This is a genomic window from Vibrio sp. N418 (assembly GCF_000222565.1).
In the GTDB taxonomy this organism is placed as follows: domain Bacteria; phylum Pseudomonadota; class Gammaproteobacteria; order Enterobacterales; family Vibrionaceae; genus Vibrio; species Vibrio scophthalmi.
Genome location: NZ_AFWD01000086.1, coordinates 1 through 24,041 on the forward strand (window position 1 = coordinate 1; position 24,041 = coordinate 24,041).

Here is a 24,041-nt window from a genome sequence, read left to right on the forward strand (position 1 = left end):
GGAGGGATTCGAACCCTCGATACGGTATTAAGCCGTATACTCCCTTAGCAGGGGAGCGCCTTCAGCCTCTCGGCCACCTCACCGTCTTGCGGAGGCACATATTACGATTTACCAAAAATATGTCAAACATTTTCTTGGTAAAAATAGCAAAAAGTCATTCAACCGTTGGCTATTTAATCAAAGCGGTGTTTATTCGAGCTTGTACGAACAAATAACTGCTTTTCTTCACAAAAAAAGCTGACGCAATGCCAGCTTTTCAAAAGTAATTAGTAGTTGCCTGAAGTTGGGGCACTATTACCTTTTTCTGCCTGAATACGCATGTAGATCTCTTCACGGTGAACAGACACTTCTTTCGGAGCATTAACACCGATACGTACTTGGTTACCTTTAACACCTAGTACAGTTACGGTGACTTCATCACCAATCATTAGAGTTTCACCAACACGGCGAGTTAAAATTAGCATTCTGTGCTCCTTGAGTAATCTCTTAAAAATCTTGCTACGAAGCTATTATCCAACAAAAGTTATATTTTCGTAAACTTTATTCGTTTAACGAGGCATGTTTTTGTAGGCAAACGAGTGCTTCACTGGAAGCAATATGAGCATGGTGCAATATGTTAGCTGCTTTGTCGATACTCTCAGGCGATATAGCCAAAGTAATCGACAGCCCATCTGATGCAACATGGATCGTCTTGATATTTTGTGCAGCGAGCAACTGGCAAGAACGCTCGGCTGATCGTTCAGCTTGCAATCCAACCATAGTTAACAAACCGATAGGTTCACTATTACTAATTTTTTGCTGGAACGCTAGCTCAAGCTTAGTGTAATCATCCTGTTTTATCACTATGGCTAACCATTCTGGATGTTCGATCACATTACCGATCGTAATCCCTAACAATTGACACTGTTTTTGCACATTTAAAAAATGTTCGCTCTCTATGTGAATCAGACACATATCACGTAAAATGGCTAAGCCACTCATCGGACGATGACAATTCTCACCTTTCACTAGCGTGCCACTATTGAGATCAAAGCTCGATAACACACGCAGAGGAACTTGATACTGCCACGCATATTGCACAGAAGGCAGATGCAGTACTTTTGCGCCATGGCGAGCCATACGTTCCATCGAAGGAAAGTCGATCACTGACAACCGCTTTGCTTGTGGAACTATTCTAGGATCGCAACTATAAACACCATCAACATCAGTAAAAATTTGGCACTCTTGCGCACGAAGCGCTCCGGCTAGCGCAACAGCAGTGGTATCTGAACCACCACGTCCCAACGTCGTAATATCACCCTGCTCAGTGACACCTTGAAACCCTGCAACAATTACAACCTGGTCTTTTGCTAATAGATCCCGAATCGGCCCAGTATCAATATGACTAATCGTGGCATCATTATGGCATTGATCAGTGATAATCTTTGCTTGCGTCCCTGTTAATGAAGATGAAGCATGACCCAATTTATTGAGCGTCATGGCTAACAATGCCATCGACATCTGCTCACCAGCAGCCAATAGAACGTCTAACTCTCTCGCCGCAGGCACGTCGTCCACCTGCTTAGCTAAGCTCATTAGTCGATTGGTTTCTCCAGACATCGCAGAGACAACCACAACGACCTGATTGCCTTGTTTTTTACTATTGATAATGTGTTCTGCAACCGCATGAATTCTATCGATTGAACCGACAGAGGTTCCACCAAACTTTTGCACAATCAGGGGCTTTTTCACCAGCCTTCACCTTCCTAAGAACCGAGTTCACTGTGCCATTTGCCCGAGATAGCAAACGGCGATTCAATCGGTGAGAATTAAATTCGAATCTCTACTCACTACAAAAAAAACGCTCAACCAATTGGTTGAGCGTTGATTTCTATTTTATGGTTTATAGTCGCTCTGCAATCCAAGCATCAACTGTCGCTAGTGCCGCTGGTAGCGCCGCTGCATCAGTACCACCCGCTTGCGCCATATCTGGACGACCGCCACCTTTACCGCCAACTTGCTGTGCCACCATGTTAACCAATTCGCCCGCTTTTACTTTACCGACTAAATCTTTAGTTACACCGGCAATCAAGCCAACTTTATCATCAGCAACGTTACCCAACATAATGATGCCACTGCCCATTTGGTTTTTCAGTTCATCAACCATGCCACGCAATGCTTTGTTGTCAGCACCATCTAGCTGAGCAATCAATACTTTCACACCAGCGATGTCTTTCACTTGGTCAGTTAAGCTTGCGCTTGCTTGAGAGGCCAACTTGTCTTTCAACTGTTGAATTTCTTTCTCTAGCGATTTCGCTTTGTTTGCTGCTTCTGCCAATTTTTCTTCGTATTTAGCAGTTTGCGCTTCGATCACATCAAGAGCCGCTTCACCAGTGACCGCTTCAATACGGCGGATACCTGCTGCAATACCACCTTCAGAGGTGATCTTAAATAGGCCGATGTCACCTGTGTTAGCCGCGTGGATACCACCACAAAGCTCAGTTGAAAACTCACCCATTGAAAGTACACGAACTTCGTCATCGTACTTCTCACCAAACAATGCCATTGCGCCTTTTTGTTTCGCAGACTCAATATCCATTACGTTGGTTTCAATATCGTGGTTGCGACGTACTTGTGCATTCACGATACGCTCAACTTCTTTAAGCTCTGCCGCGGTTACGCCTTCAAGGTGTGAAAAGTCAAAACGTAGGTTGTCTGCTTTTACTAGTGAACCTTTCTGCGTTACGTGCTCACCCAACACTTTGCGTAGCGCTGCGTGTAATAGGTGCGTAGCAGAGTGGTTTAATGTAATCGCTGTACGACGAACCGCATCAACCATCGCATGCGCTTTATCGCCTTTAGCGAACACGCCTTCTGCCAATACGCCGTGGTGAGCGATCGCATTGCCTAGCTTTTGCGTATCTTCAACAGTAAACAGACCTGATTCAGTTTTCAGTACGCCTGCATCACCTGATTGACCGCCTGATTCTGCGTAGAATGGCGTCTCTTCAAGAATGATGATCGCTTTGTCACCTGCAGACAGTGAATCCACTTCATTGCCTTCAACAAACAATGCCGCGATAACACTTTCACCTTCAGTGCCAGTGTAACCAGAGAATTCTGTTTCAACGTCAGTCTTAATTGCCGCGTTGTAGTCAGTACCGAATTGGCCTGCTTCACGAGCACGTTGACGCTGCTCTTCCATCGCTTTTTCAAAACCTTCTTCGTCAATCGCGAACTCACGTTCACGTGCAACGTCGTTAGTCAGGTCAGCTGGGAAGCCATAAGTATCGTAAAGTTTAAATACGGTTTCACCGTCTAGTACGCTACCGTCAAGGTTATCTAACGCTTCGTTTAGAATTGTCATGCCACGTTCAAGAGTACGTCCGAAGTTCTCTTCTTCGATACGTAGTACTTTCTCAACCAACGCTTGTTGACGTTTCAGCTCTTCACCAGCCGTACCCATAATCTCAGCAAGTACACCAACCAGTTTGTGGAAGAACACACCTTGTGCGCCAATCTTGTTACCGTGACGAACGGCACGACGAATAATACGGCGCAGTACGTAACCACGACCTTCATTTGAAGGCATTACGCCATCAACGATCAGGAATGAACATGAACGGATGTGGTCAGCAATAACGCGTAGCGATTGGTTAGAAAGGTCTTCACAACCAATCAGTTCAGCCGTTGCTTTAATCAATGCTTGGAATACGTCGATTTCGTAGTTTGAATGAACGCCCTGCATGATTGCAGAAATACGCTCAATACCCATACCGGTATCAACCGATGGTTTTGGTAGCGGTTCCATTGTGCCGTCAGCTTGACGGTTGAACTGCATGAATACGTTATTCCAGATCTCGATGAAGCGGTCACCATCTTCTTCAGGCGTACCTGGACGGCCACCCCAAATATGATCACCGTGATCATAGAAGATTTCAGTACATGGGCCACAAGGACCAGTATCACCCATTTGCCAGAAGTTATCTGACTCAAATGGCTTACCACCTTTCTTATCGCCGATACGAATAATACGATCGGCAGGAATGCCAACTTTCTGGTTCCAGATGTCAAAGGCTTCATCATCGGTTTCGTAAATAGTCACCAATAGACGATCTTTTGGTAGCTGAAGGGTTTCAGTCAGGAATTCCCAAGCAAACGCAATCGCGTCTTCTTTGAAGTAATCACCAAAACTAAAGTTACCTAGCATTTCAAAGAAAGTGTGGTGGCGAGCGGTAAAACCAACGTTTTCTAGATCGTTGTGTTTACCACCAGCACGTACACAGCGTTGAGCCGTAGTCGCTCGAGTGTAGGCGCGTTTTTCTAAACCTAAGAAACAATCTTTAAATTGGTTCATACCTGCATTAGTGAAAAGCAGGGTTGGGTCGTTATGCGGTACTAACGATGAACTTTCTACGATTTGGTGTCCTTTGCTCTCAAAGAACTTAAGGAACGCGTTACGAACCTCATCTGTGCTCATGTACATGCAGCTCTTCCTGAAAATAGTCGAGATAGAATTTTGCTGTATTGTACACATAAGCAAGCACTAGATGCTAGTTTCGCCATTGCTCTATTTGTGGGGTTTTTGTGGCGTTTTTCTGACCTGATGGGGAAAAGTGCGTCAATTGCTACTAAAACAATCTATTAGATTCAATACTCTCGCTTGCTGATCTCAACGCGGATTTCATCATAAAAAGATTGTCATAAAACGCACACCGATTTTTCGGTGTAAAACGAGAATATGATTTGTCTACCAGTAACAAAAAGCCCCACTCAATGAGCAGGGCTTTGATGACTCTAAAGTGAGTGTCTAAACTGTGTTTTCTCAACGATTATTGTTAAGGGTTTAGAACTCTTCTTCTTGTGGCATTTCGCCAACTTCTGGCTCTTCTGGTTGAGCAGGGGTCAATAGCATTTCACGTAGTTTGCTATCGATGGTTTGCGCCGCTTCAGTATTTTCTTTTAGGTACTTACACGCGTTCGCTTTACCTTGGCCGATTTTGTCACCATTGTAGCTGTACCATGCACCCGCTTTTTCAATCAGCTTGTGTTTTACACCTAGGTCAACCAACTCACCTTCACGGTTAAAGCCTTGGCCGTAAAGAATCTGAGTTTCAGCTTGTTTAAATGGTGCTGCGATCTTGTTCTTAACAACTTTAATGCGTGTTTCGTTACCCACCACTTCGTCACCATCTTTGATCGAACCCGTACGACGGATATCAAGACGAACAGAAGCGTAGAATTTTAGCGCGTTACCACCGGTTGTGGTTTCTGGGTTACCAAACATCACACCAATCTTCATACGGATTTGGTTGATGAAGATACACATACAGTTTGATTGCTTAAGGTTACCGGTTAACTTACGCATCGCTTGAGAAAGCATACGAGCTTGCAGACCCATGTGACTGTCGCCCATCTCACCTTCAATTTCTGCTTTCGGTGTTAGAGCTGCTACTGAATCGACAACCAAAACATCAATCGCACCTGAACGTGCAAGTGCATCACAGATTTCTAGCGCTTGCTCACCCGTATCTGGCTGAGAAACTAACAGAGCATCGATATCAACACCCAGCTTCTTCGCATAGATAGGATCAAGTGCGTGCTCAGCATCAATAAACGCACAGGTTTTACCTACACGTTGCGCAGCAGCAATCAGTTCAAGTGTTAACGTTGTCTTACCTGAAGATTCTGGACCGTAAACTTCAACGATACGACCCATTGGTAAGCCACCAGCACCCAATGCGATATCTAGAGAAAGTGAACCAGTAGAGATGGTTTCAACATCCATTGTACGGTTATCACCAAGGCGCATGATTGAGCCTTTACCAAATTGCTTTTCAATCTGACCTAGCGCAGCGGCGAGCGCCTTCTGTTTGTTCTCGTCCATCACTTTCTCCAAACTACCCATCATCACCGATGAATAAAAATTTTTGTTGAGTCCTGTCCAGTGACACTGAACAGTCAATGAGTGTCATTATACTGTTGATTCATACAGTGTCTATAGCTGTGTGACTTTTTTTTGATTTCGCTCGATAGAGTACTGATCTAACAACAATTTTAAACTCGTAGTCGCGAAATCATGATCTTCGACTCAACTTTTATCAATGTTCAGCCAAATAGTCACACAGTGTTTTTAACGCGTATTCAACTGCTTGTGAGCGCACGGTATGGCGATCCCCACCAAAACACACCGTTTCGACCACTTGCCAACCCTTCGTATCAGCCCAAGCAAAACAGACCGTCCCCACAGGCTTCTCTTCACTGCCACCACCAGGCCCTGCAATTCCGCTGATCGATACCGCGATGGTGGCATTTGAATACTTAAGTGCGCCAGCCACCATTTCTAACACCACCGGTTCGCTAACCGCACCGTATTGTTGCAACGTTTCGGCGTGCACTGCCAACATTTCCATCTTAGCTTCATTGCTATAAGTGATAAATGCTCGATCAAACCATGCTGAGCTACCCGCAATGTCGGTTACTGCAGTGGCAACACCGCCGCCTGTACACGATTCTGCCGTGACAAGCACTTGGTGATGTTTCGCCAGTAATCTACCCAGCTCGGTACTCAATATTTGATGTGATTCCATATTCAAAATCCTGATTGTGACTTTTCGCTTGAGATCGATTGACGTATCCTAAGCCGCAATTGTCATAAACGAAAGAAGTTAGCCGTGAAAGCCGAACAAAAACACACCCCAATGATGCAGCAATATCTTAAGTTGAAAGCCGAAAATCCTGAGATCATGTTGTTCTATCGTATGGGTGACTTTTATGAGCTTTTTTATGATGACGCCAAGCGCGCTTCGCAATTGCTGGATATCTCGCTGACTAAACGCGGCGCTTCTGCAGGTGAACCCATTCCAATGGCTGGCGTGCCTTACCATGCCGTAGAAGGCTACCTTGCTAAGCTGGTTCAACTGGGTGAATCCGTTGCTATCTGTGAGCAAATTGGCGATCCAGCCACCAGCAAAGGGCCTGTTGAGCGAAAAGTGGTACGTATCGTTACACCAGGCACCGTGACTGATGAAGCACTATTGTCTGAGCGCGTCGACAACTTGATTGCCGCTATCTATCAACACAATGATAAGTTTGGCTATGCGACACTCGATATTACGTCTGGCCGTTTCCAGCTAACCGAGCCAGAAACTGAAGAAGCAATGGCAGCCGAACTTCAGCGTACCTCCCCTCGCGAACTGCTGTTTCCGGAAGATTTTGACGCAGTGCACTTGATGGCTTCGCGCACGGGTAATCGACGTCGTCCTGTGTGGGAATTTGAGATCGATACGGCGAAGCAGCAGTTAAACCAACAGTTTGGCACGCGCGATTTGGTTGGCTTTGGTGTGGAGAATGCCACATTAGGCTTATGTGCCGCAGGCTGTTTGATCCAATACGTTAAAGATACCCAACGTACGGCGCTGCCACATATTCGTTCACTGACTTTCGACCGACAAGATCACTCCGTGATTCTGGATGCCGCGACTCGCCGCAACCTAGAGATCACTCATAACCTCGCTGGCGGCTTAACTAACACTCTCGCAGAAGTGCTGGATAAAACGGCGACGCCTATGGGTAGCCGAATGCTCAAACGTTGGCTACACCAACCAATGCGCTGCGTCGATACGCTCAATCAACGCCTTGATGCGATCAGTGAAATTAAAGATTTGAGCCTGTTTGGCGATCTACTGCCGGTGCTTAAACAGATTGGCGATATTGAACGTATTCTCGCGCGACTCGCTCTACGCTCTGCTCGCCCACGCGACCTTGCCCGTCTGCGTCACGCAATGCAGCAACTTCCAGAATTGGCAACCGTCGTTAACGACCTTAACCACCCTTACCTTGCCAAATTGGCCCAATACGCCGCACCGATTGATGACGTTTGTGATCTACTCGAGCGCGCGGTTAAAGAAAATCCCCCCGTCGTAATTCGAGAAGGCGGTGTAATTGCCTCCGGTTATAGCGCAGAGCTTGATGAGTGGCGTGATTTAGCTGATGGCGCGACCGAGTACCTTGATAAACTCGAGCGCGAAGAGCGTGAGCGACATGGCATTGAGACACTCAAAGTTGGCTACAACGCGGTACACGGCTTCTTTATTCAAGTCAGCCGAGGACAAAGCCACCTAGTGCCAGCACACTATGTGCGTCGCCAAACGCTGAAAAATGCCGAGCGCTATATCATTCCCGAATTAAAAGAGCATGAAGACAAGGTACTAAGTTCAAAATCAAAAGCCCTATCGATTGAGAAAAAACTTTGGGAAGAGCTGTTTGATCTCTTAATGCCGCATTTAGAACCGCTACAAAATTTGGCCTCGGCTGTCTCTCAACTTGATGTGCTGCAAAACTTAGCCGAGCGTGCTGATAGCTTAGATTACTGTCGACCAACATTAACCACACAACCGGGGATCGATATTCTCGGTGGTCGCCATCCTGTGGTTGAGCAAGTGATGGACGAGCCGTTTATCGCGAACCCTGTTGCGCTAAATACCTCGCGAAAAATGCTGATCGTCACCGGCCCGAACATGGGGGGTAAATCAACTTACATGCGCCAAACCGCTTTGATTGCATTGATGGCGCATATTGGTTCTTACGTACCGGCCGAAAGTGCTCAGATTGGTTTGATTGATCGTATTTTCACTCGTATTGGCGCATCAGATGATCTGGCTTCCGGTCGTTCAACCTTTATGGTCGAGATGACTGAAACCGCTAACATCCTGCACAACGCGACTGAACGCAGTTTAGTGTTGATGGATGAGATTGGCCGCGGTACCAGTACCTATGATGGCCTATCGCTCGCTTGGGCAAGTGCCGAGTTCCTAGCCAAACAGATTGGTGCGTTAACCTTGTTTGCCACGCACTACTTTGAGCTCACTGAGCTTCCGAACCAGATCCCTCATCTTGCCAATGTCCATTTGGATGCGGTTGAGCATGGCGACAGTATTGCCTTCATGCACGCAGTTCAAGAAGGTGCGGCGAGTAAATCGTATGGCCTCGCCGTTGCAGGGCTTGCCGGTGTACCGAAAACGGTGATCAAACAAGCACGCACCAAATTGACCCAATTGGAACAATTGAGTGTAGCAAGTAACACTTCAATGCCTGTTAGTAGTGCGGTTGATATTGCCAATCAACTCAGCCTAATTCCTGAACCGAGCGAAGTAGAAGAGGCGCTGGCCAATATCGATCCTGATGATCTAACACCACGCCAAGCATTAGAGGCACTCTATCGTTTAAAGAAAATGCTATAGCATCGTTTAATGATTCAGTGCTAAGTAATCAATAACCACAATGCCGCGAGTAACATCGCGGCATTTTTATTTCTTCTTACCCCATTTGTAACCTTGGCAAAGTCATTAGTGATAGCGATGGGTTTCAAAACAGAACGAAAACACCTTGTAACAACCAGTCTACACTCGCCTTCGTTGCTCGGAATTCCCGTCACTGCATTTCTCTTTGTTCATTTACTCGGCCAATCTAGCGCCTGCCTCACAATCAAAATGGAGCTTCACATGAACAATACGTTAACTCGCTCTCAACGCGGTTTCACTCTTATTGAATTAATGGTCGTCATGGCGATTGTCGCTATATTGGCGGTGTTCGCGGTTCCTGCCTATCAAGACTACACCAAGAAAGCGACCATGGCGGAGTTTCCTACCATCGCCGCCCCAGTTAAACTAGCCGTTGAAATGTGTGCACTGGAAAAAGCCTCAAGTACCAGCACGTTTGCCACTAACTGCAACACCAGTGCAGGACATGTACCAAGCGCGGCAATCAACAACATCAGTGTTACCGCGACGAATGTCTCTGGCGCAATACAAGTGATCGCTCAAGCAACAAGCGATAAAGGCCCGGTGAAATCTGGGGAAGAGTTCATTCTCAGCGCGACGTACAGCGATCAGGGCATTACTTGGGCGGCCAGTTGTACAGACGCCGGTGGCAATGCACAAAGCGCCTACTGTCCAGATTAATGAGTCATCATTTAGCGACGCTACTTTCTCAACAAGGCCTACTTGCTCACACGCAAGTAGGCCAGCCACCTTTTACCTCAAACCATCCTTCTGGCTTTGATCCGTCAATACTAGAATTCATTTGCGCAGATAAATTAGCCGCTGTGGTAAGCCAATTATTCAAACTGCCACAAGTTAATATTGCTCACTATGAGTATCGTACGGTTTGTGAAGAGTTGGGTTTGAGTACACTTATCCAAAAACACCTTTCATTACCACTTGCCAAAACCAATGGCACGCTCACGCTGGCAGTGGTCGATCCGACACTGGATGTGATTGAAGACGAGTTTCGTTTTGCGACTGGATTGCAGATTGAATTAGTGGTGACTGACTACAATGCTATCAAGAAGGCCATTTATGCCCTATATGGCCGAAGCCTTCAATCCACCACAACCGCGAAGAAAGAGATCAATGCCCTGGAACTGGCACAGCTAGTGAATGTCAGCGAAGAGGAGTTTGGTCGAGAAGAAGATTTGAGCCTAGATGACGCCCCCGTCAGCCGCTACATTCATCAGATTTTACTCGAGGCGATACGCAAAGGTGCTTCTGATATTCATTTTGAACCGTATGAAAAGCATTACCGGATTCGCCTACGCTGTGATGGCCTACTCGTAGAAAGCCACCAACCAGCTTCTCAACTTGGCCGCCGCCTCTCCACACGGTTGAAAATATTAGCCAACTTAGATATCGCTGAACGTCGACGACCGCAAGATGGCAGAAGCAAGGTAAAGCTGAATGTTGATACCGCCGTGGATATGCGAATCTCGACACTACCCACTTTATGGGGAGAAAAGGTGGTACTGCGATTATTAGAAAGCGGTATCAACCTGCTTGATATTGACCGACTCGGCTATAGCCACCAGCAAAAACAGCACTACTTAAAAGCACTCAAACAACCACAAGGGTTGATATTATTTACAGGCCCAACAGGCAGCGGTAAAACCATCTCACTCTATAGTGGGCTAAATCTTCTCAACACGACGCAAGTCAATATTGCCACCGCAGAAGATCCAGTAGAGATCAATCTCAGCGGTATCAATCAAGTCCAAATTCAACCGCAAATCGGCTTCGACTTCGCTTGCGCACTGCGCTCTTTTCTTCGTCAAGATCCAGATATTGTTATGGTCGGCGAAATTCGTGATGTTGAAACCGCTGACATTGCGATCAAAGCGTCACAAACGGGTCACTTGGTTCTTTCCACTTTGCACACCAACTCCGCAGCTGACACCATCGTTCGTTTAGCGAGTATGGGGATTAAAACTTATGATCTTGCCGCCTCACTGACGCTGGTGATGGCCCAGCGCTTAGTCAGAAAACTCTGCGCGTATTGCAAAGAGCCAGCAAAACGAAACATCGATGCTAAGGACGATTTACTCGGCCCCATCACTGATCAGCAGTATCAAGCCAATCAGCACGGTTGTACTCAATGTAATCAGGGTTATCAAGGCAGAATAGGCTTGTTTGAAGTGCTGCCAATAAACGCCAAACTGCAACAAGCGATATTGCAATGCGCGACTGCCATTGAGATTGAAACGCTCGCCAAAAGTGAAGGCATGATGAGCTTACAACAATCCGGTATTGCTGCACTCAACGCTGGCAAAACCAGTCGCCAAGAATTACAACGCGTGTTGCTATTTGGCTAGCGGGCTCTGACAAGCTGTGGCCCTCTTAACTGAAATAAATCACCTCTAACACTATGAATAAAAAATCACAGCACCGGTTGAAAATCTATCGCTGGAAGGGAACCAACCCTGTGGGTCGGCGTGTCACGGGTAAATACTTGGCATTCCGTGAGAGCGATGTTCGTCAGCGATTAAAGCAACAAAAGATCCGCATCACCCAATTAACGTCACACAAACTTTCTTGGCTTCAGCGCCAACTCGAAACGGTTAAGCCTAAAGAGATCACCTTACTTGCCCGCCAATTAGCCACCATTCTCGATACTGGGATTCCGCTCGTTCAAGCGCTCAAACTGGTCAACGACAACAGCAAAAAATCCGGAATGCTCGCCCTACTCCTAACGATAACCAGCCAAGTTGAAGCAGGCCTTCCTCTCAGCCAGGCCTTAAAAGCAACGCATCAGTTTGATTCTCTCTATATCGATCTTGTCGCGACGGGGGAAGCGACTGGACAGCTCAACCAAGTGTTTTCCCGTATCGCCGAACACCGTGAAAAATCTGAACACCTCAAAGCCAAAGTGATCAAAGCAATGATCTACCCTTCTATCGTTTTACTCACCGCTTTGGCCGTCAGTTGGGTGATGTTAACCATCGTCATTCCTGAGTTTGACAGTATGTTCCAAAGCTTTGGCGCTGAACTGCCTTGGTTTACTCAACAAGTATTATCGCTGTCCTACTTTGCTCGTGAACAGGGCGGAACGATCGCCATAAGCATGGTTAGTTCTCTACTGCTCTGCAAATGGGCTCAAGCACGTTCGTCTCGCTGCCGGATCTACTTGAGCCGAACCAGTTTGCGCCTCCCTCTCATCGGCCCAATCATCAGTAAGGCGGCAATCGCTAAGTTCAGTCGCACCATGGCCACCAGCTTTTCAGCCGGCATTCCAATATTGTCTTGTTTGAAATCAGCCGCAAAAACCACCAATCAGCTCTATTACCAAGCGGCTCTTGAACGAGTGCTAAAAGATACCGCAGCAGGCATGCCGTTTTATCTCGCCATGCGCGACAGCGATACTTTTCCCGAAATGCCATTGCAAATGCTGATGATTGGCGAAGAGGCAGGTAAGCTTGATGAGATGCTCATTAAGATCGCGACCATCTATGAAAAAGAAATCGATGACACCGTTGATAACCTAGGCAAAATCATTGAACCGGCCATTATCATTTTTCTCAGTATCGTGGTCGGTAGCCTCGTTATCGCTATCTACTTACCAATATTTAATTTAATGAACGTTATAGGCTAAGATAGCAGCTTATAAAATTACTCAAGTCACTATAAATCTCTACACGACAGATCTCGACGCGACTTGCGTATCAGCCATCGCCTTAAAGCACTTAATGAGTTATCTATGGAACTGTTTGTTTATTACCCTTGGCTCTTCCCACTTCTTGCGACGGTGTTTGGTCTAATCGTTGGCAGCTTTCTCAATGTGGTCATCTACCGCTTACCGATTATGATGGAGCGCGAGTGGCGTCACGATTGTGCAGAAAGTTTTCCCGAATACAAAATTGAAGTTCCACAAGAGACATTTAACCTCAGCGTCCCACGCTCAGCTTGCCCGAGTTGCCATACCCAGATTCGCGCCATCGATAACATTCCTGTTATCAGCTGGCTACTGCTAAAAAGCAAATGTCACAACTGCCAAAGCAAAATCAGTGCTCGCTACCCTCTAATCGAGTTGCTCACGGGGGGCTTGTGCTTGCTGGTTGCCACCACCTTGCCCGTCAGTTACTTCACTATCGCGCTGCTGTTTTTTACCTTCGTTTTAGTCGCAGCGACGTTTATCGATCTCGATACCATGTTGCTGCCTGATAGCCTGACTCTGCCACTAATGTGGAGCGGCATTGCCTTAGCCCTGTTTGGCATCAGTCCAGTGAGCTTGCAAGATTCGGTCATTGGCGCCATGGCCGGCTATTTGTGCCTATGGAGTGTCTACTGGGCTTTCAAACTCATAACCAAAAAGGAAGGTATGGGTTACGGTGATTTTAAATTACTTGCCGCGCTAGGCGCTTGGCTTGGCTGGCAGTACCTGCCGATGATCATCTTAGTCTCATCTTTGGTGGGATTGGTGTTTGGGCTTATTCAATTACGTCTACAGAGCAAAGGCATTGATAAAGCGTTTCCATTTGGTCCTTACTTAGCCATCGCTGGTTGGATCGCAATGTTATGGGGGGAGCAGATCCTCCATGGCTACTACCGTTTTCTACTAGGAGCGTAATTCGATGCCTTTTGTGATTGGCCTGACTGGCGGCATTGCGAGCGGAAAAACCACTGTTGCCAACCTTTTCCAGCAACAATTCGGTATTGATATTGTCGATGCTGACATCGTCGCCCGTGAGGTGGTTGAGCCAGAAAGTGCTGGTCTCAAACAAATCGTCCAACGCTATGGTGCTGCAATTTTATTGGATGATGGCACTCTCAATCGCGCGCAGCTGCGCGACATCATTTTTGCTGATCCGAACGAAAAACAGTGGCTAGATGCGCTATTGCATCCGATGATCCGCCAAAGAATGCTCGAGCAGCTTGATAACACCACCACACCTTATGCTTTGCTGGTGATCCCTTTGATGGCGGAGAATAATCTGCAAACACTCGCCAACCGGGTTTTGGTGGTCGATGTCGATGAAAGTAGTCAAATTGAACGCACCATGTTACGTGATGGTATATCACAGCAACAAGCTCAATCGATTGTTAATTCTCAAGCAACAAGAGCGCAACGCTTAGCGATTGCCGATGACGTGATTAAAAACCACTCAAAAAACCAACAACTTTTGTACCAAATCACAGAATTACATAAAAAGTACCTAGAAATGTGTAGGGAAAATCGGTGAGAATAAAGCGACAAAATTTCAGGGCTGCATGTAAATGACCACTCACTACTTTGAACACCCGCTGAACGAGAAAACTCGCATCTACCTTCGTGTAGAGGCGCTGTTACATCAGCTCGATGTGTCCGCAAAATTCAGTGACGATTTGCAGCACCTTAATTTCTTCCGCGCCTTATTTGACCTGTTGGAAATCTTCGAACAAATTCAGCTAAAAAGTGAATTAGCTAAAGATATTGAGAAGCAGCGACAGACTTACCGTAACTGGCTCAATTTCGATGGTGTTGACCAAAACACCCTGCAAGAGATCCTGCAAGAAGTCGATCAAGTACATAGCCAATTAATGGCGGCAGAGCGTTTTGGTCAACGCTTGAAAGAAGACCGTTTTCTCAGTGCCATTCGCCAGCGTTTTAATTTGCCCGGTGGCGCATGCTGTTTTGACTTGCCAGCGCTGCACCATTGGCTGCATCTTTCTAATCAAGAGAAACAAGCCGATGCCAGTAACTGGATGGAGTCTCTCGGTGCGTTATCCAATGCGTTGCAGCTGTGGCTTAAACTTACGCGTGAAACAGGCCGCTTTATTACTCAGCAAGCACACAACGGCTTTTATCAAAGCGATGCGGAAGAAGCGAATATCTTACGCTTAAATATCCCAATGCAATATGGTGTTTACCCAATGATCTCTGGGCATAAAAACCGTTTCGCGATCAAATTCATCGAGTTTAAATCAGGCCAAGCCTTTGCCGGTGATGTGGCATTTGAGCTGGCAGTTTGCTGCTAAGCGACACATCCCCAGCTTACCTCTACAGCGTTAGTTGCTATACTGGCGATAATCTTTACTGTACGAATACTATTTATGACTAAAATTACTAAAGTTCCATGCCCACAATGTGGCACTGAAGTCGTTTGGGGTGAGCAAAGCCCGCACCGTCCATTTTGCAGCAAGCAATGCCAGATGATTGATTTTGGTGAATGGGCAGACGAAGAAAACAGCATTGCTGGCGCACCAGATATGTCTGACAGCGACGGTTGGTCTGAGGATCAGTACTAGAGCGCCAAAGTATAATGCAAGAGCTGATGTGAAAACGTCGGCTTTTTTTGTGCCTCATATTTAAGATTCCCGACTACACTCCTTCGTCGTTCTCGGGAATGACACCGTTTAGGCTTGGTACAGCCCTCGATATCGATGCGAATTAAACACCAAGCGCTCTATTTTTATTTTTAGTATCCACACAGTTTAATTGCCATGCGCTCTACTTTATTCGTCATCCTCAAGAGCGAGGTACGAGCGAGTTGGGGATCTGTTATGCAGCTATCCATCAGGAAACGTAACTAAATAAGTACCGAAGCTTCAGTTATAGCGAAATACCACCAACCTATAAGCAAAAAAAAGCGGAAACCAAATGGTCTCCGCTAATACTATGAGAACGCTAGTTATAGCATTACTTCTTAGTAAGTTTCTCTTTAATACGAGCAGACTTACCAGAACGTTCACGTAGGTAGTACAACTTGGCACGACGTACTGCACCACGGCGTTTAACTTCAATGCTATCAACAACTGGAGAGTGAGTTTGGAACGCACGCTCAACACCTTCACCGTTAGAGATCTTACGAACAGTGAAAGCAGAGTGTAGACCACGGTTACGGATTGCGATTACAACGCCTTCAAAAGCCTGTAGACGCTCACGATCACCTTCTTTTACCTTAACTTGTACAACAACAGTGTCACCTGGTGCGAATTTAGGTAGGCCTGTTTTTAGTTGCTCTTCTTCAAGAGCCTTGATGATGTTACTCATTTTAATAAATTCCTAGAATAAACTGATACTTAATAAAATAGGTTACTGCTTACTTTTCACCGGCGCGATGCGCTTTGATGAATTCAGCCAGTAATTGTTCCTGTTCGTCAGTCAGAGCTAGGTTTTCCAGGAGCTCTGGTCTTCTTAGCCAAGTACGGCCTAGCGATTGCATTAATCGCCAGCGACGAATGTCCTTATGATTGCCTGACATCAGTACCGCAGGTACTTCTTTGCCATCCAATACTTCAGGGCGCGTATAGTGAGGGCAATCTAACAGGCCATTTGCAAAAGAATCTTCTTCTGCTGACGCAAAGTCTCCAAGTACACCAGGGATGAACCTTGATACTGAGTCAATTAACGTCATGGCTGGTATCTCACCACCCGTCATCACAAAATCACCAATCGACCATTCTTCGTCGACTTCAGATTGAATGATGCGCTCATCTACCCCTTCATAGCGACCACAAATAAGAAGCAAGTTCTCGTTCGTTGCCAACTCTTCAACCCCAGCTTGGTCGAGTTTACGACCTTGAGGTGATAGGTAAATCACTTTCGTCTTACCCGGTGACGCCTGTTTTGCTGATTGAATAGCATCGCGCAAAGGCTGAACCATCATCAACATTCCTGGACCACCACCGTAAGGTCTATCATCAACAGTGCGATGTTTATCTTGAGTGAAATCACGAGGATTCCATGTCTCAATCGATAAAAGACCTTTTTTAACCGCTTGACCTGTTACTCCAAAATCAGTAACAGAACGGAACATTTCAGGAAAAAGGCTAATTATGCCAACCCACATGTGTTCTCTCGCTCTGTAGTTTTGGAATTAGAATCCAGGATCCCAGTCAACTTCGATCCGTTGAGCTTCGCGATCAACTTTGATGATCACTTGCTCTTCAAGAAACGGGATTAATCGTTCCTTTTGTCCGAAAGCATCTTTTAGATTAGCTTTAACAACCAGAACATCGTTTGAGCCAGTTTCTAGCATGTCGGTAACAACACCTAGATCGTAACCTTTAGTGGTTACTACTTGCATACCAAACAATTCGCGCCAGTAGAATTCTTCTTCTGACAGTTCAGGAAGTACTGCTGGGTCAATAGCAATTTCAAAGTTGGTTAGTAATTGCGCGTTTTCACGAACATCCAACCCTTCTAGTTTACATACATAGCCTTGGCCATGACGTTTCCAGCTTTCTACTTTGTACTCAACCCATTCGCCTTTTTGGTTTAAAAACCAAGGGCTATAATCGAAAATACTTTCAGCATTGTCTGTGTAGGAGAAAACTTTAAGCCAGCCACGAATACCATAGGTAGACCCAAGTTTACCCACAATGATTCTGTTATCTTGCTCACTCATAGTTTCTTCACCCTTCATCGACATAAGCTATTTCTCTATAAAAAAGAATTAAGCCGCTTTTTGAGCGTCTTTAACTAGCTTAGCTACGCGGTCAGATAGAGATGCGCCTTGACCAACCCAGTGGTTAACGCGATCTAGGTCTAGACGTAGACCTTCTTCTTGACCTTGAGCAGTAGGGTTAAAGAAACCTACTTTCTCGATGAAACGGCCAGTTGAAGCGTTACGGCTATCCGCAACTACGATTTGGTAAAATGGACGCTTTTTAGCGCCGTGACGTGCCAAACGAATGGTAACCATGTCGTCCTCTTTGCTTTCTCAAAAATAAAATTAACCCCAATAACCGTCTAATTTATTAAACAGTTTGGGGTCTCGTGCCAAAATAAAGCTCCGGAATTTTACTCTTATTCAGGAGCAATGCAAGGTGTTTAGCTATTTTTTCACCACCACAAATTGGGAAATAAGTATGTGATTCAGCTAACACCTTGAAACTTCATTTGTGTTTGTATAATTAACGACCAAACGGGTTAAAACCACCACCCATGCCGCCGCCCATCATACCTTGCATGTTACGCATCATGCCTTTCATGCCACCCTTCTGCATTTTTTTCATCATCTTCTGCATCTGAGTGAACTGTTTCAGCAGACGGTTTACATCTTGTACTTGTGTACCCGAACCGGCTGCAATACGTTTTTTGCGTGAACCTTTGATCAGTTCAGGACGTTGACGCTCTTTCATCGTCATCGAGTTAATGATCGCTTCCATCTGGTGGAACATTTTGTCATCAACTTTATCTTTAACGTTGGCGGGTAAGTTGCTCATACCTGGCAGCTTATCCATCATGCCCATCATGCCGCCCATGTTTTGCATCTGACCAAGCTGCTCACGGAAATCCTCCAAATCGAAGCCTTTCTTCTCTTTGAATTTTTTCGCTAGCTTTTCAGCTTTCTCAGTGTCGACATTGCGTTGCAGATCTTCAATCAGTGACAGTACGTCACCCATGCCCAAGATACGTGATGCCACGCGATCAGGGTGGAATGGTTCTAGTGCATCGGTCTTCTCACCCACACCCAAGAACTTGATAGGTTTACCTGTGATATGACGAACCGATAATGCCGCACCGCCGCGAGCATCACCATCAACTTTCGTCAAGATAACACCGGTTAGTGGAATAGCATCACCAAACGCTTTCGCTGTATTCGCCGCATCTTGACCGGTCATTGCATCAACAACGAATAGGGTTTCAACAGGCGTAATTGCCGCGTGAAGATCTTGGATTTCCGCCATCATCACTTCATCAACCGCCAAACGGCCTGCCGTATCGACAATCAATACATCGTAGAATTTCTTCTTCGCATGATCGATGGCAGCATTGGCAATATCAAGTGGCTTCTGATCTGGTGAAGATGGGAAGAAATCAACACCGATATCGGTCGCGAGTGTTTCTAGCTGTTTAATCGCCGCTGGGCGATAAACGTCGGCAGAAACAACCAGTACTTTCTTCTTCTCACGCTCTTTAAGCAGTTTTGATAGTTTACCAACAGAGGTGGTTTTACCCGCACCTTGTAGGCCGGCCATCAAGATGACTGCTGGCGGTTGAGCGGCAAGGTTTAGCGCCTCGTTCGACTCACCCATAACCGCTTCAAGCTCAGCTTGAACGATTTTGATAAATTCTTGGCCTGGCGTAAGAGATTTAGACACCTCAACACCAACAGCGCTTTCTTTAATACGTTGAATGAAATCACGTACCACTGGCAATGCAACGTCTGCTTCCAGCAATGCCATGCGGACTTCACGTAAGGTATCTTTTATATTGTCTTCAGTCAGACGACCTTTACCACTGATGTTCTTCAGGGTTTTGGATAGGCGATCCGTTAAATTCTCAAACATCCTTTACTCTTCGCTAATTTCGGCGACATATTACTGTGAGTATACCTTAGCCACCCCTAGCTTGGCACTAGCCGATTAGAAATTGATATCTCATCTCTCACAATTGACCTGATATAAGCCATGGCTCAAGCGATAGATGCAAGGTATAATTTGTTAAAAATCGACCAGCTTAATTGAGAGTAATGGATAACTTAATCGCTGTAAGCGCAGCAATACTCTATGTATTAGCCATCGCGACTATCATTCCCGGCCTTGTTCAACAAACGGGGATACGCGCCAAAACTGTTTTAATCAGTGCTTTGCTAGCGCTGTTTTTTCATGCCTGGTCTCTCAGCGACCTTATATTCTCCAGTTATGGCCAAAACCTCAGCATTCTCAATGTCGCCTCATTAATTAGCTTTATTGTTTCGCTCGTCATGAGCGTGGCAATGCTGAAAACTCGCATCTGGTTCTTATTGCCGGTTGTTTATAGTTTCTCTGCCATTAATTTATGCGCGGCAACCTTCTTACCAAGTTCATACATGACGCATTTTGAGAACGACCCGAAATTATTGATCCACATTTCGCTCGCGCTGTTCTCATACTCTACGTTAACCATTGCTGCGCTCTATGCACTCCAATTAGCTTGGTTGGATAACAAACTGAAAGCGAAGAAAGCCTTCGCCATCAACCCCAATGTTCCACCGCTGCTGCTGATAGAACGTCAGTTATTCAAAATCATTTTGATTGGTAACTTGCTACTCACTGCCACTTTGGTGACCGGTTTCAGCTTTGTGCACGATATGATTGCACAAGGCAAAGCGCACAAAGGCGTGCTCTCTTTTATCGCTTGGGTGATTTACTCGGTACTGCTTTGGGGACATTACCAAAGAGGTTGGCGAGGAAAAAAAGTCACTTGGTTTGCAGTTGCTGGCGCGACAATCTTAACGTTAGCCTATTTTGGCAGCCGTTTTGTCCGTGAGATTATTCTCAACTAAATCTAATCAAGCACACTCAGTGTGCTTTTTTATTACCACCAGCAAGTACACCATACTGTATTTGAAATTGACTTCACGCTTCAGTTAGGTCATAAATTAGCCAAGACTTCACAAGGAAACAAAGCGTTTTGAACGACATATCAACGGGTATCTTATTTGCGCTACTCGCGTGTCTTATTGTTATATCAGGTTATTTTTCAGGTTCAGAAACGGGCATGATGTCCCTGAACCGATACCGCCTCAAGCATCTATCCAACAGTGGTCATAAAGGCGCCCGCCGTGTCGAGAAGCTGCTTGATCGCCCTGATCGCTTAATCGGTCTTATCCTTATTGGTAACAACCTCGTTAATATTCTTGCTTCCGCGATTGCCACCATTTTAGGCATGCGCCTCTACGGCAATTTGGGCGTTGCGATCGCGACAGGCGCGCTAACGTTGACCATTCTAGTCTTTGCCGAAGTCACCCCTAAAACCCTAGCGGCGCTGTATCCTGAGCGCGTCTCGTATGCCAGCAGCATTGTCCTGACAATTCTGATGAAACTACTCTCACCAGTGGTGATTTTTGTCAATTTCATTACCAATGGCTTTATTCGTTTGATGGGCATTAAGGTTAGTCACGACGGCGATGACCACTTAAGTTCAGAAGAACTGCGCACGGTGGTTAATGAAGCAGGTAGTCTTATTCCTCGTCGTCACCAAGACATGTTGGTTTCAATTCTCGACCTAGAGCACGTTACCGTGAATGACATCATGGTGCCACGCAACGAAATCACCGGTATCGATGTCAATGATGATTGGAAATCCATCGTGCGCCAATTGACCCACTCTCCACACGGCCGCATTGTGTTATACCGAGACCAAATTGATGAAGTGGTTGGGATGCTGCGCCTACGTGAAGCTTCGCGCATCATGTTAGAGAAGAATGTGTTTGATAAAGAGACGCTATTGCGTGCGGCTGATGAGGTCTATTACATCCCAGAAAGCACACCACTCAATGTTCAGCTACTCAAGTTTCAACGTAATAAGCAGCGCATTGGGCTTATCGTTGACGAATATGGTGACATCATTGGCTTGGTTACCTTAGAAGATATCTTGGAAGAGATCGTCGGTGAGTTTACTACCTCAATGACACCAAGTTTATCGGAAGAGATTGCCCCACAAGAAGATGGCAGCTTTTTAATCAATGGCAGTGCCAACATTCGCGATATTAACAAAGGACTAAAATGGAAACTGCCGACCAATGGCCCACGGACATTGAATGGATTAATTCTGGAACATTTAGAAGATATTCCTGAAAGCCATTTAAGTGTGCAAGTCGCTGGGCATCCGATGGAAATCGTCAAAATTGAAGAGAACCGCATTAAGCTGGTAAAAGTCTCCCCTGTGCTATCAAAGGCATCGTAAGTAATTTTTTAAACGAGTGCATTTTCTACCACTGAGTTTTCTGCCACTAAATAGACGAATATAAAAAAACGCCTTGGCTAGCTAAGGCGTTTTTATTGTCTATTTTTCAATTATCATGACTGCTACGGCTACTGCCACTATGCAGTTAAAATGAACGTTAGTCGTCTTCTACGCTGAACAAGTTTTCCATGCTCAAACCTTGTTTAATCAAGATTTCACGTAAACGACGTAGGCCTTCAACTTGAATCTGACGCACACGCTCACGTGTTAGATTAATCTCGCGTCCCACTTCTTCAAGTGTTGATGGTTCATACCCAAGCAGACCAAAACGGCGCGCTAAAACTTCTTTTTGCTTAGGATTTAGCTCATCAAGCCAATTAATCAATGAATCCTTAATATCATCATCTTGTGTTGAAACTTCAGGATCAGAATGCTTCACATCAGGAATAATATCCAACAGTGCTTTTTCGCCATCACCACCAATTGGGGTATCAACCGAACTAATACGCTCATTCAGGCGTAGCATTTTACTCACATCATCAACTGGCTTATCTAATTGCATTGCAATCTCTTCTGCCGTTGGCTCATGGTCAAGCTTTTGTGAAAGCTCGCGAGCGGTACGCAGATAAATATTGAGCTCTTTAACAACGTGAATCGGTAGACGAATTGTGCGAGTTTGGTTCATCAACGCACGTTCAATGGTTTGACGAATCCACCAAGTAGCATACGTTGAAAAACGGAAGCCACGCTCTGGATCAAATTTTTCAACCGCTCGGATCAGACCTAAGTTACCTTCTTCAATCAAATCAAGCAGTGCAAGACCACGATTGCTGTAACGACGAGAAATCTTCACCACCAAACGCAGGTTACTTTCGATCATACGTTTACGTGCTGCTTCATCACCACGCAAGGCACGGCGAGCATAAAGCACTTCTTCTTCTGCGGTAAGTAGTGGTGAAAAGCCTATTTCGCCAAGGTAAAGCTGCGTCGCATCAAGGCTCTTATTCGAGACCTCATACTCTTCTTTCGCAGCTGCATTAGCTGATGCGGATTTTTTTGCGGTTTGTGTTTCAACCTCTAACGTTTCCATGTTATTGAGATCAAATTCTTCAACTTTTGCTGTATTGCTCATACTCATAGCGCCTCCCCATGGCGAGTTAGCAAGACATTTTAAACATCCTATGCCGCTAATTTTTTACTATTTGCAAGTCAAGTTTATGGTAAGTAGCGTTTTGGATTCACCGACTTACCTTGGTAGCGTATTTCAAAGTGCAAGCGAACACTATTGGTACCCGAACTACCCATTGTTGCGATTTTTTGTCCTGCTTTTACACTTTGTCCTTCGTGTACTAGCAACTTATCGTTGTGCGCATATGCGCTTAAATATTTATCGTTATGTTTTATTATCACGAGATTGCCATAACCTCGTAGAGCATTACCTGAATAGACGACTGATCCCGCGGCGGTTGATGTGATGGCTTGGCCTCGCTGTCCTGCGATATCAATACCTTTATTTCCTTGGTCACCAGCTGAAAAATTCTTAATTACCCTCCCCTTGGTTGGCCATAACCACTTGGTAACTTTAACGTTAGCAGATGTCGTTGAATTGACATTTTTGTTAACACTTTGTTTACCTTTAGAGCCAACATACTCCTTTGGTTTAGATTGTTCAACCCCTTTAGAGGCCGTTTTTTGTGCCACCGGTTTCTTAACGGGGGGCTTAGCTGATGTAACTTGTTGATTAGAGCTTTTACTCGCCACTGATGGCTTGGCTGCCGTTACTGCGGCAGCGCCCACTGCGACTGAGCTGGTAGCGACAACAGCACTGCTTTTACCATAAGAAGGGGGATTGTAGGCTGGCTGCCACAACTTGAGTTTTTGTCCGGGGTAAATTGTGTACGGCGCTTGCAAGTTATTGAAACGTATAATCTCGTTTACATCTTTATTAGTGACGTAGGCGATAAAATAGAGCGTATCTCCACGCTCCACTTCATAGTAACTACCACGGTAACTTCCACGCGAAATTGCATCATAATCTTTATTCAAGCTTGATACTGGCGCAGGGGAATGAGCAGCACACCCAACTAGTGCGCTACCTAATGCAAACATCAATAATGAATTAGACTTAACAAACATGA

At 45.6% G+C, this 24,041-nt stretch carries 22 protein-coding genes and 1 tRNA gene; 10 read left to right on the forward strand and 13 right to left on the reverse strand.

The window, feature by feature from the left end:
* The 6 genes from RH86_RS20505 to pncC all read right to left on the reverse strand — a co-directional run bounded on the left by RH86_RS20505 (position 1) and on the right by pncC (position 6,569).
* Positions 1–75: transfer RNA gene (locus tag RH86_RS20505), tRNA-Ser, on the reverse strand.
* Positions 76–266: 191 nt separating this feature from the next.
* Entirely contained in the window at positions 267–464 is a 198-nt protein-coding gene (csrA, locus tag RH86_RS17360) for a carbon storage regulator CsrA (RefSeq protein ID WP_009387595.1), read from the reverse strand.
* A 76-nt stretch (positions 465–540) separates the two neighbouring features.
* The gene (locus RH86_RS17365; RefSeq protein WP_009387596.1) at positions 541–1,731 is read right to left on the reverse strand and encodes an aspartate kinase; all 1,191 of its coding nucleotides are present in this window, start codon (positions 1,729–1,731) and stop codon (positions 541–543) included.
* A 151-nt stretch (positions 1,732–1,882) separates the two neighbouring features.
* Positions 1,883–4,465 carry an alanine--tRNA ligase gene (alaS, locus tag RH86_RS17370; protein ID WP_009387597.1) on the reverse strand — a complete coding sequence of 861 codons (2,583 nt, stop codon included), beginning with the start codon at positions 4,463–4,465 and terminating at the stop codon, positions 1,883–1,885.
* A 360-nt stretch (positions 4,466–4,825) separates the two neighbouring features.
* Positions 4,826–5,866, reverse strand: coding sequence for a recombinase RecA (recA, locus tag RH86_RS17375; protein WP_005593985.1), 1,041 nt, complete (start codon positions 5,864–5,866; stop codon positions 4,826–4,828).
* A 214-nt stretch (positions 5,867–6,080) separates the two neighbouring features.
* Positions 6,081–6,569 (reverse strand): nicotinamide-nucleotide amidase, encoded by a 489-nt coding sequence (pncC, locus tag RH86_RS17380; RefSeq protein ID WP_009387598.1) that lies wholly within the window; start codon positions 6,567–6,569, stop codon positions 6,081–6,083.
* A gap of 84 nt (positions 6,570–6,653) precedes the next feature.
* Here pncC and mutS point away from each other — a divergent pair, with 84 nt between their 5' ends.
* The 8 genes from mutS to yacG all read left to right on the forward strand — a co-directional run bounded on the left by mutS (position 6,654) and on the right by yacG (position 15,533).
* Complete coding sequence (gene mutS / locus RH86_RS17385; protein ID WP_009387599.1) at positions 6,654–9,221, forward strand: DNA mismatch repair protein MutS; 2,568 nt, start codon at positions 6,654–6,656, stop codon at positions 9,219–9,221.
* Between the two features lie 261 nt (positions 9,222–9,482).
* Complete coding sequence (locus tag RH86_RS17390; RefSeq protein WP_009387600.1) at positions 9,483–9,941, forward strand: prepilin-type N-terminal cleavage/methylation domain-containing protein; 459 nt, start codon at positions 9,483–9,485, stop codon at positions 9,939–9,941.
* Positions 9,941–11,623: a type IV-A pilus assembly ATPase PilB gene (pilB, locus tag RH86_RS17395; protein WP_009387601.1), complete on the forward strand. Its 1,683-nt coding sequence runs from the start codon at positions 9,941–9,943 to the stop codon at positions 11,621–11,623. The genes RH86_RS17390 and pilB overlap by 1 nt, the downstream gene beginning before the upstream one ends.
* A 53-nt stretch (positions 11,624–11,676) precedes the next feature.
* A complete protein-coding gene (locus tag RH86_RS17400) occupies positions 11,677–12,900 on the forward strand; it encodes a type II secretion system F family protein (RefSeq protein WP_038219894.1) in 1,224 nt (407 codons plus the stop codon).
* A gap of 105 nt (positions 12,901–13,005) precedes the next feature.
* On the forward strand, positions 13,006–13,875 hold the full coding sequence (locus RH86_RS17405) for a prepilin peptidase (RefSeq protein ID WP_009387603.1): 870 nt from the start codon (positions 13,006–13,008) through the stop codon (positions 13,873–13,875).
* A 4-nt stretch (positions 13,876–13,879) separates the two neighbouring features.
* Positions 13,880–14,488, forward strand: a complete 609-nt coding sequence (coaE, locus tag RH86_RS17410) for a dephospho-CoA kinase (protein WP_009387604.1) — start codon at positions 13,880–13,882, stop codon at positions 14,486–14,488.
* A 34-nt stretch (positions 14,489–14,522) separates the two neighbouring features.
* On the forward strand, positions 14,523–15,263 hold the full coding sequence (zapD, locus tag RH86_RS17415; RefSeq protein ID WP_005593976.1) for a cell division protein ZapD: 741 nt from the start codon (positions 14,523–14,525) through the stop codon (positions 15,261–15,263).
* Between the two features lie 75 nt (positions 15,264–15,338).
* Positions 15,339–15,533: a DNA gyrase inhibitor YacG gene (gene yacG, locus RH86_RS17420; protein WP_005593974.1), complete on the forward strand. Its 195-nt coding sequence runs from the start codon at positions 15,339–15,341 to the stop codon at positions 15,531–15,533.
* Between the two features lie 391 nt (positions 15,534–15,924).
* Here yacG and rplS read toward each other — a convergent pair whose 3' ends face one another.
* From rplS to ffh, 5 genes are all read right to left on the reverse strand, one after another.
* On the reverse strand, positions 15,925–16,278 hold the full coding sequence (gene rplS, locus RH86_RS17425; RefSeq protein WP_005593972.1) for a 50S ribosomal protein L19: 354 nt from the start codon (positions 16,276–16,278) through the stop codon (positions 15,925–15,927).
* 49 nt (positions 16,279–16,327) lie between these two features.
* Complete coding sequence (trmD, locus tag RH86_RS17430; RefSeq protein WP_009387605.1) at positions 16,328–17,077, reverse strand: tRNA (guanosine(37)-N1)-methyltransferase TrmD; 750 nt, start codon at positions 17,075–17,077, stop codon at positions 16,328–16,330.
* Between the two features lie 27 nt (positions 17,078–17,104).
* The gene (gene rimM, locus RH86_RS17435) at positions 17,105–17,659 is read right to left on the reverse strand and encodes a ribosome maturation factor RimM (protein ID WP_005593970.1); all 555 of its coding nucleotides are present in this window, start codon (positions 17,657–17,659) and stop codon (positions 17,105–17,107) included.
* Between the two features lie 24 nt (positions 17,660–17,683).
* Complete coding sequence (gene rpsP, locus RH86_RS17440; RefSeq protein ID WP_005593968.1) at positions 17,684–17,932, reverse strand: 30S ribosomal protein S16; 249 nt, start codon at positions 17,930–17,932, stop codon at positions 17,684–17,686.
* Positions 17,933–18,143: 211 nt separating this feature from the next.
* Complete coding sequence (gene ffh, locus RH86_RS17445; protein ID WP_005593966.1) at positions 18,144–19,523, reverse strand: signal recognition particle protein; 1,380 nt, start codon at positions 19,521–19,523, stop codon at positions 18,144–18,146.
* Between the two features lie 182 nt (positions 19,524–19,705).
* Here ffh and RH86_RS17450 point away from each other — a divergent pair, with 182 nt between their 5' ends.
* Both RH86_RS17450 and RH86_RS17455 read left to right on the forward strand, forming a co-directional pair.
* Complete coding sequence (locus RH86_RS17450) at positions 19,706–20,500, forward strand: inner membrane protein YpjD (protein ID WP_005593965.1); 795 nt, start codon at positions 19,706–19,708, stop codon at positions 20,498–20,500.
* 128 nt (positions 20,501–20,628) lie between these two features.
* Complete coding sequence (locus RH86_RS17455; RefSeq protein WP_009387606.1) at positions 20,629–21,903, forward strand: HlyC/CorC family transporter; 1,275 nt, start codon at positions 20,629–20,631, stop codon at positions 21,901–21,903.
* A gap of 157 nt (positions 21,904–22,060) precedes the next feature.
* Here the strand turns inward: RH86_RS17455 and rpoS are convergent, their stop codons facing one another.
* Together rpoS and nlpD are read right to left on the reverse strand one after the other, a co-directional pair.
* A complete protein-coding gene (rpoS, locus tag RH86_RS17460) occupies positions 22,061–23,041 on the reverse strand; it encodes an RNA polymerase sigma factor RpoS (RefSeq protein ID WP_009387607.1) in 981 nt (326 codons plus the stop codon).
* Positions 23,042–23,118: 77 nt separating this feature from the next.
* Complete coding sequence (gene nlpD / locus RH86_RS17465) at positions 23,119–24,039, reverse strand: murein hydrolase activator NlpD (protein ID WP_009387608.1); 921 nt, start codon at positions 24,037–24,039, stop codon at positions 23,119–23,121.
* Positions 24,040–24,041 lie beyond the last annotated feature (2 nt).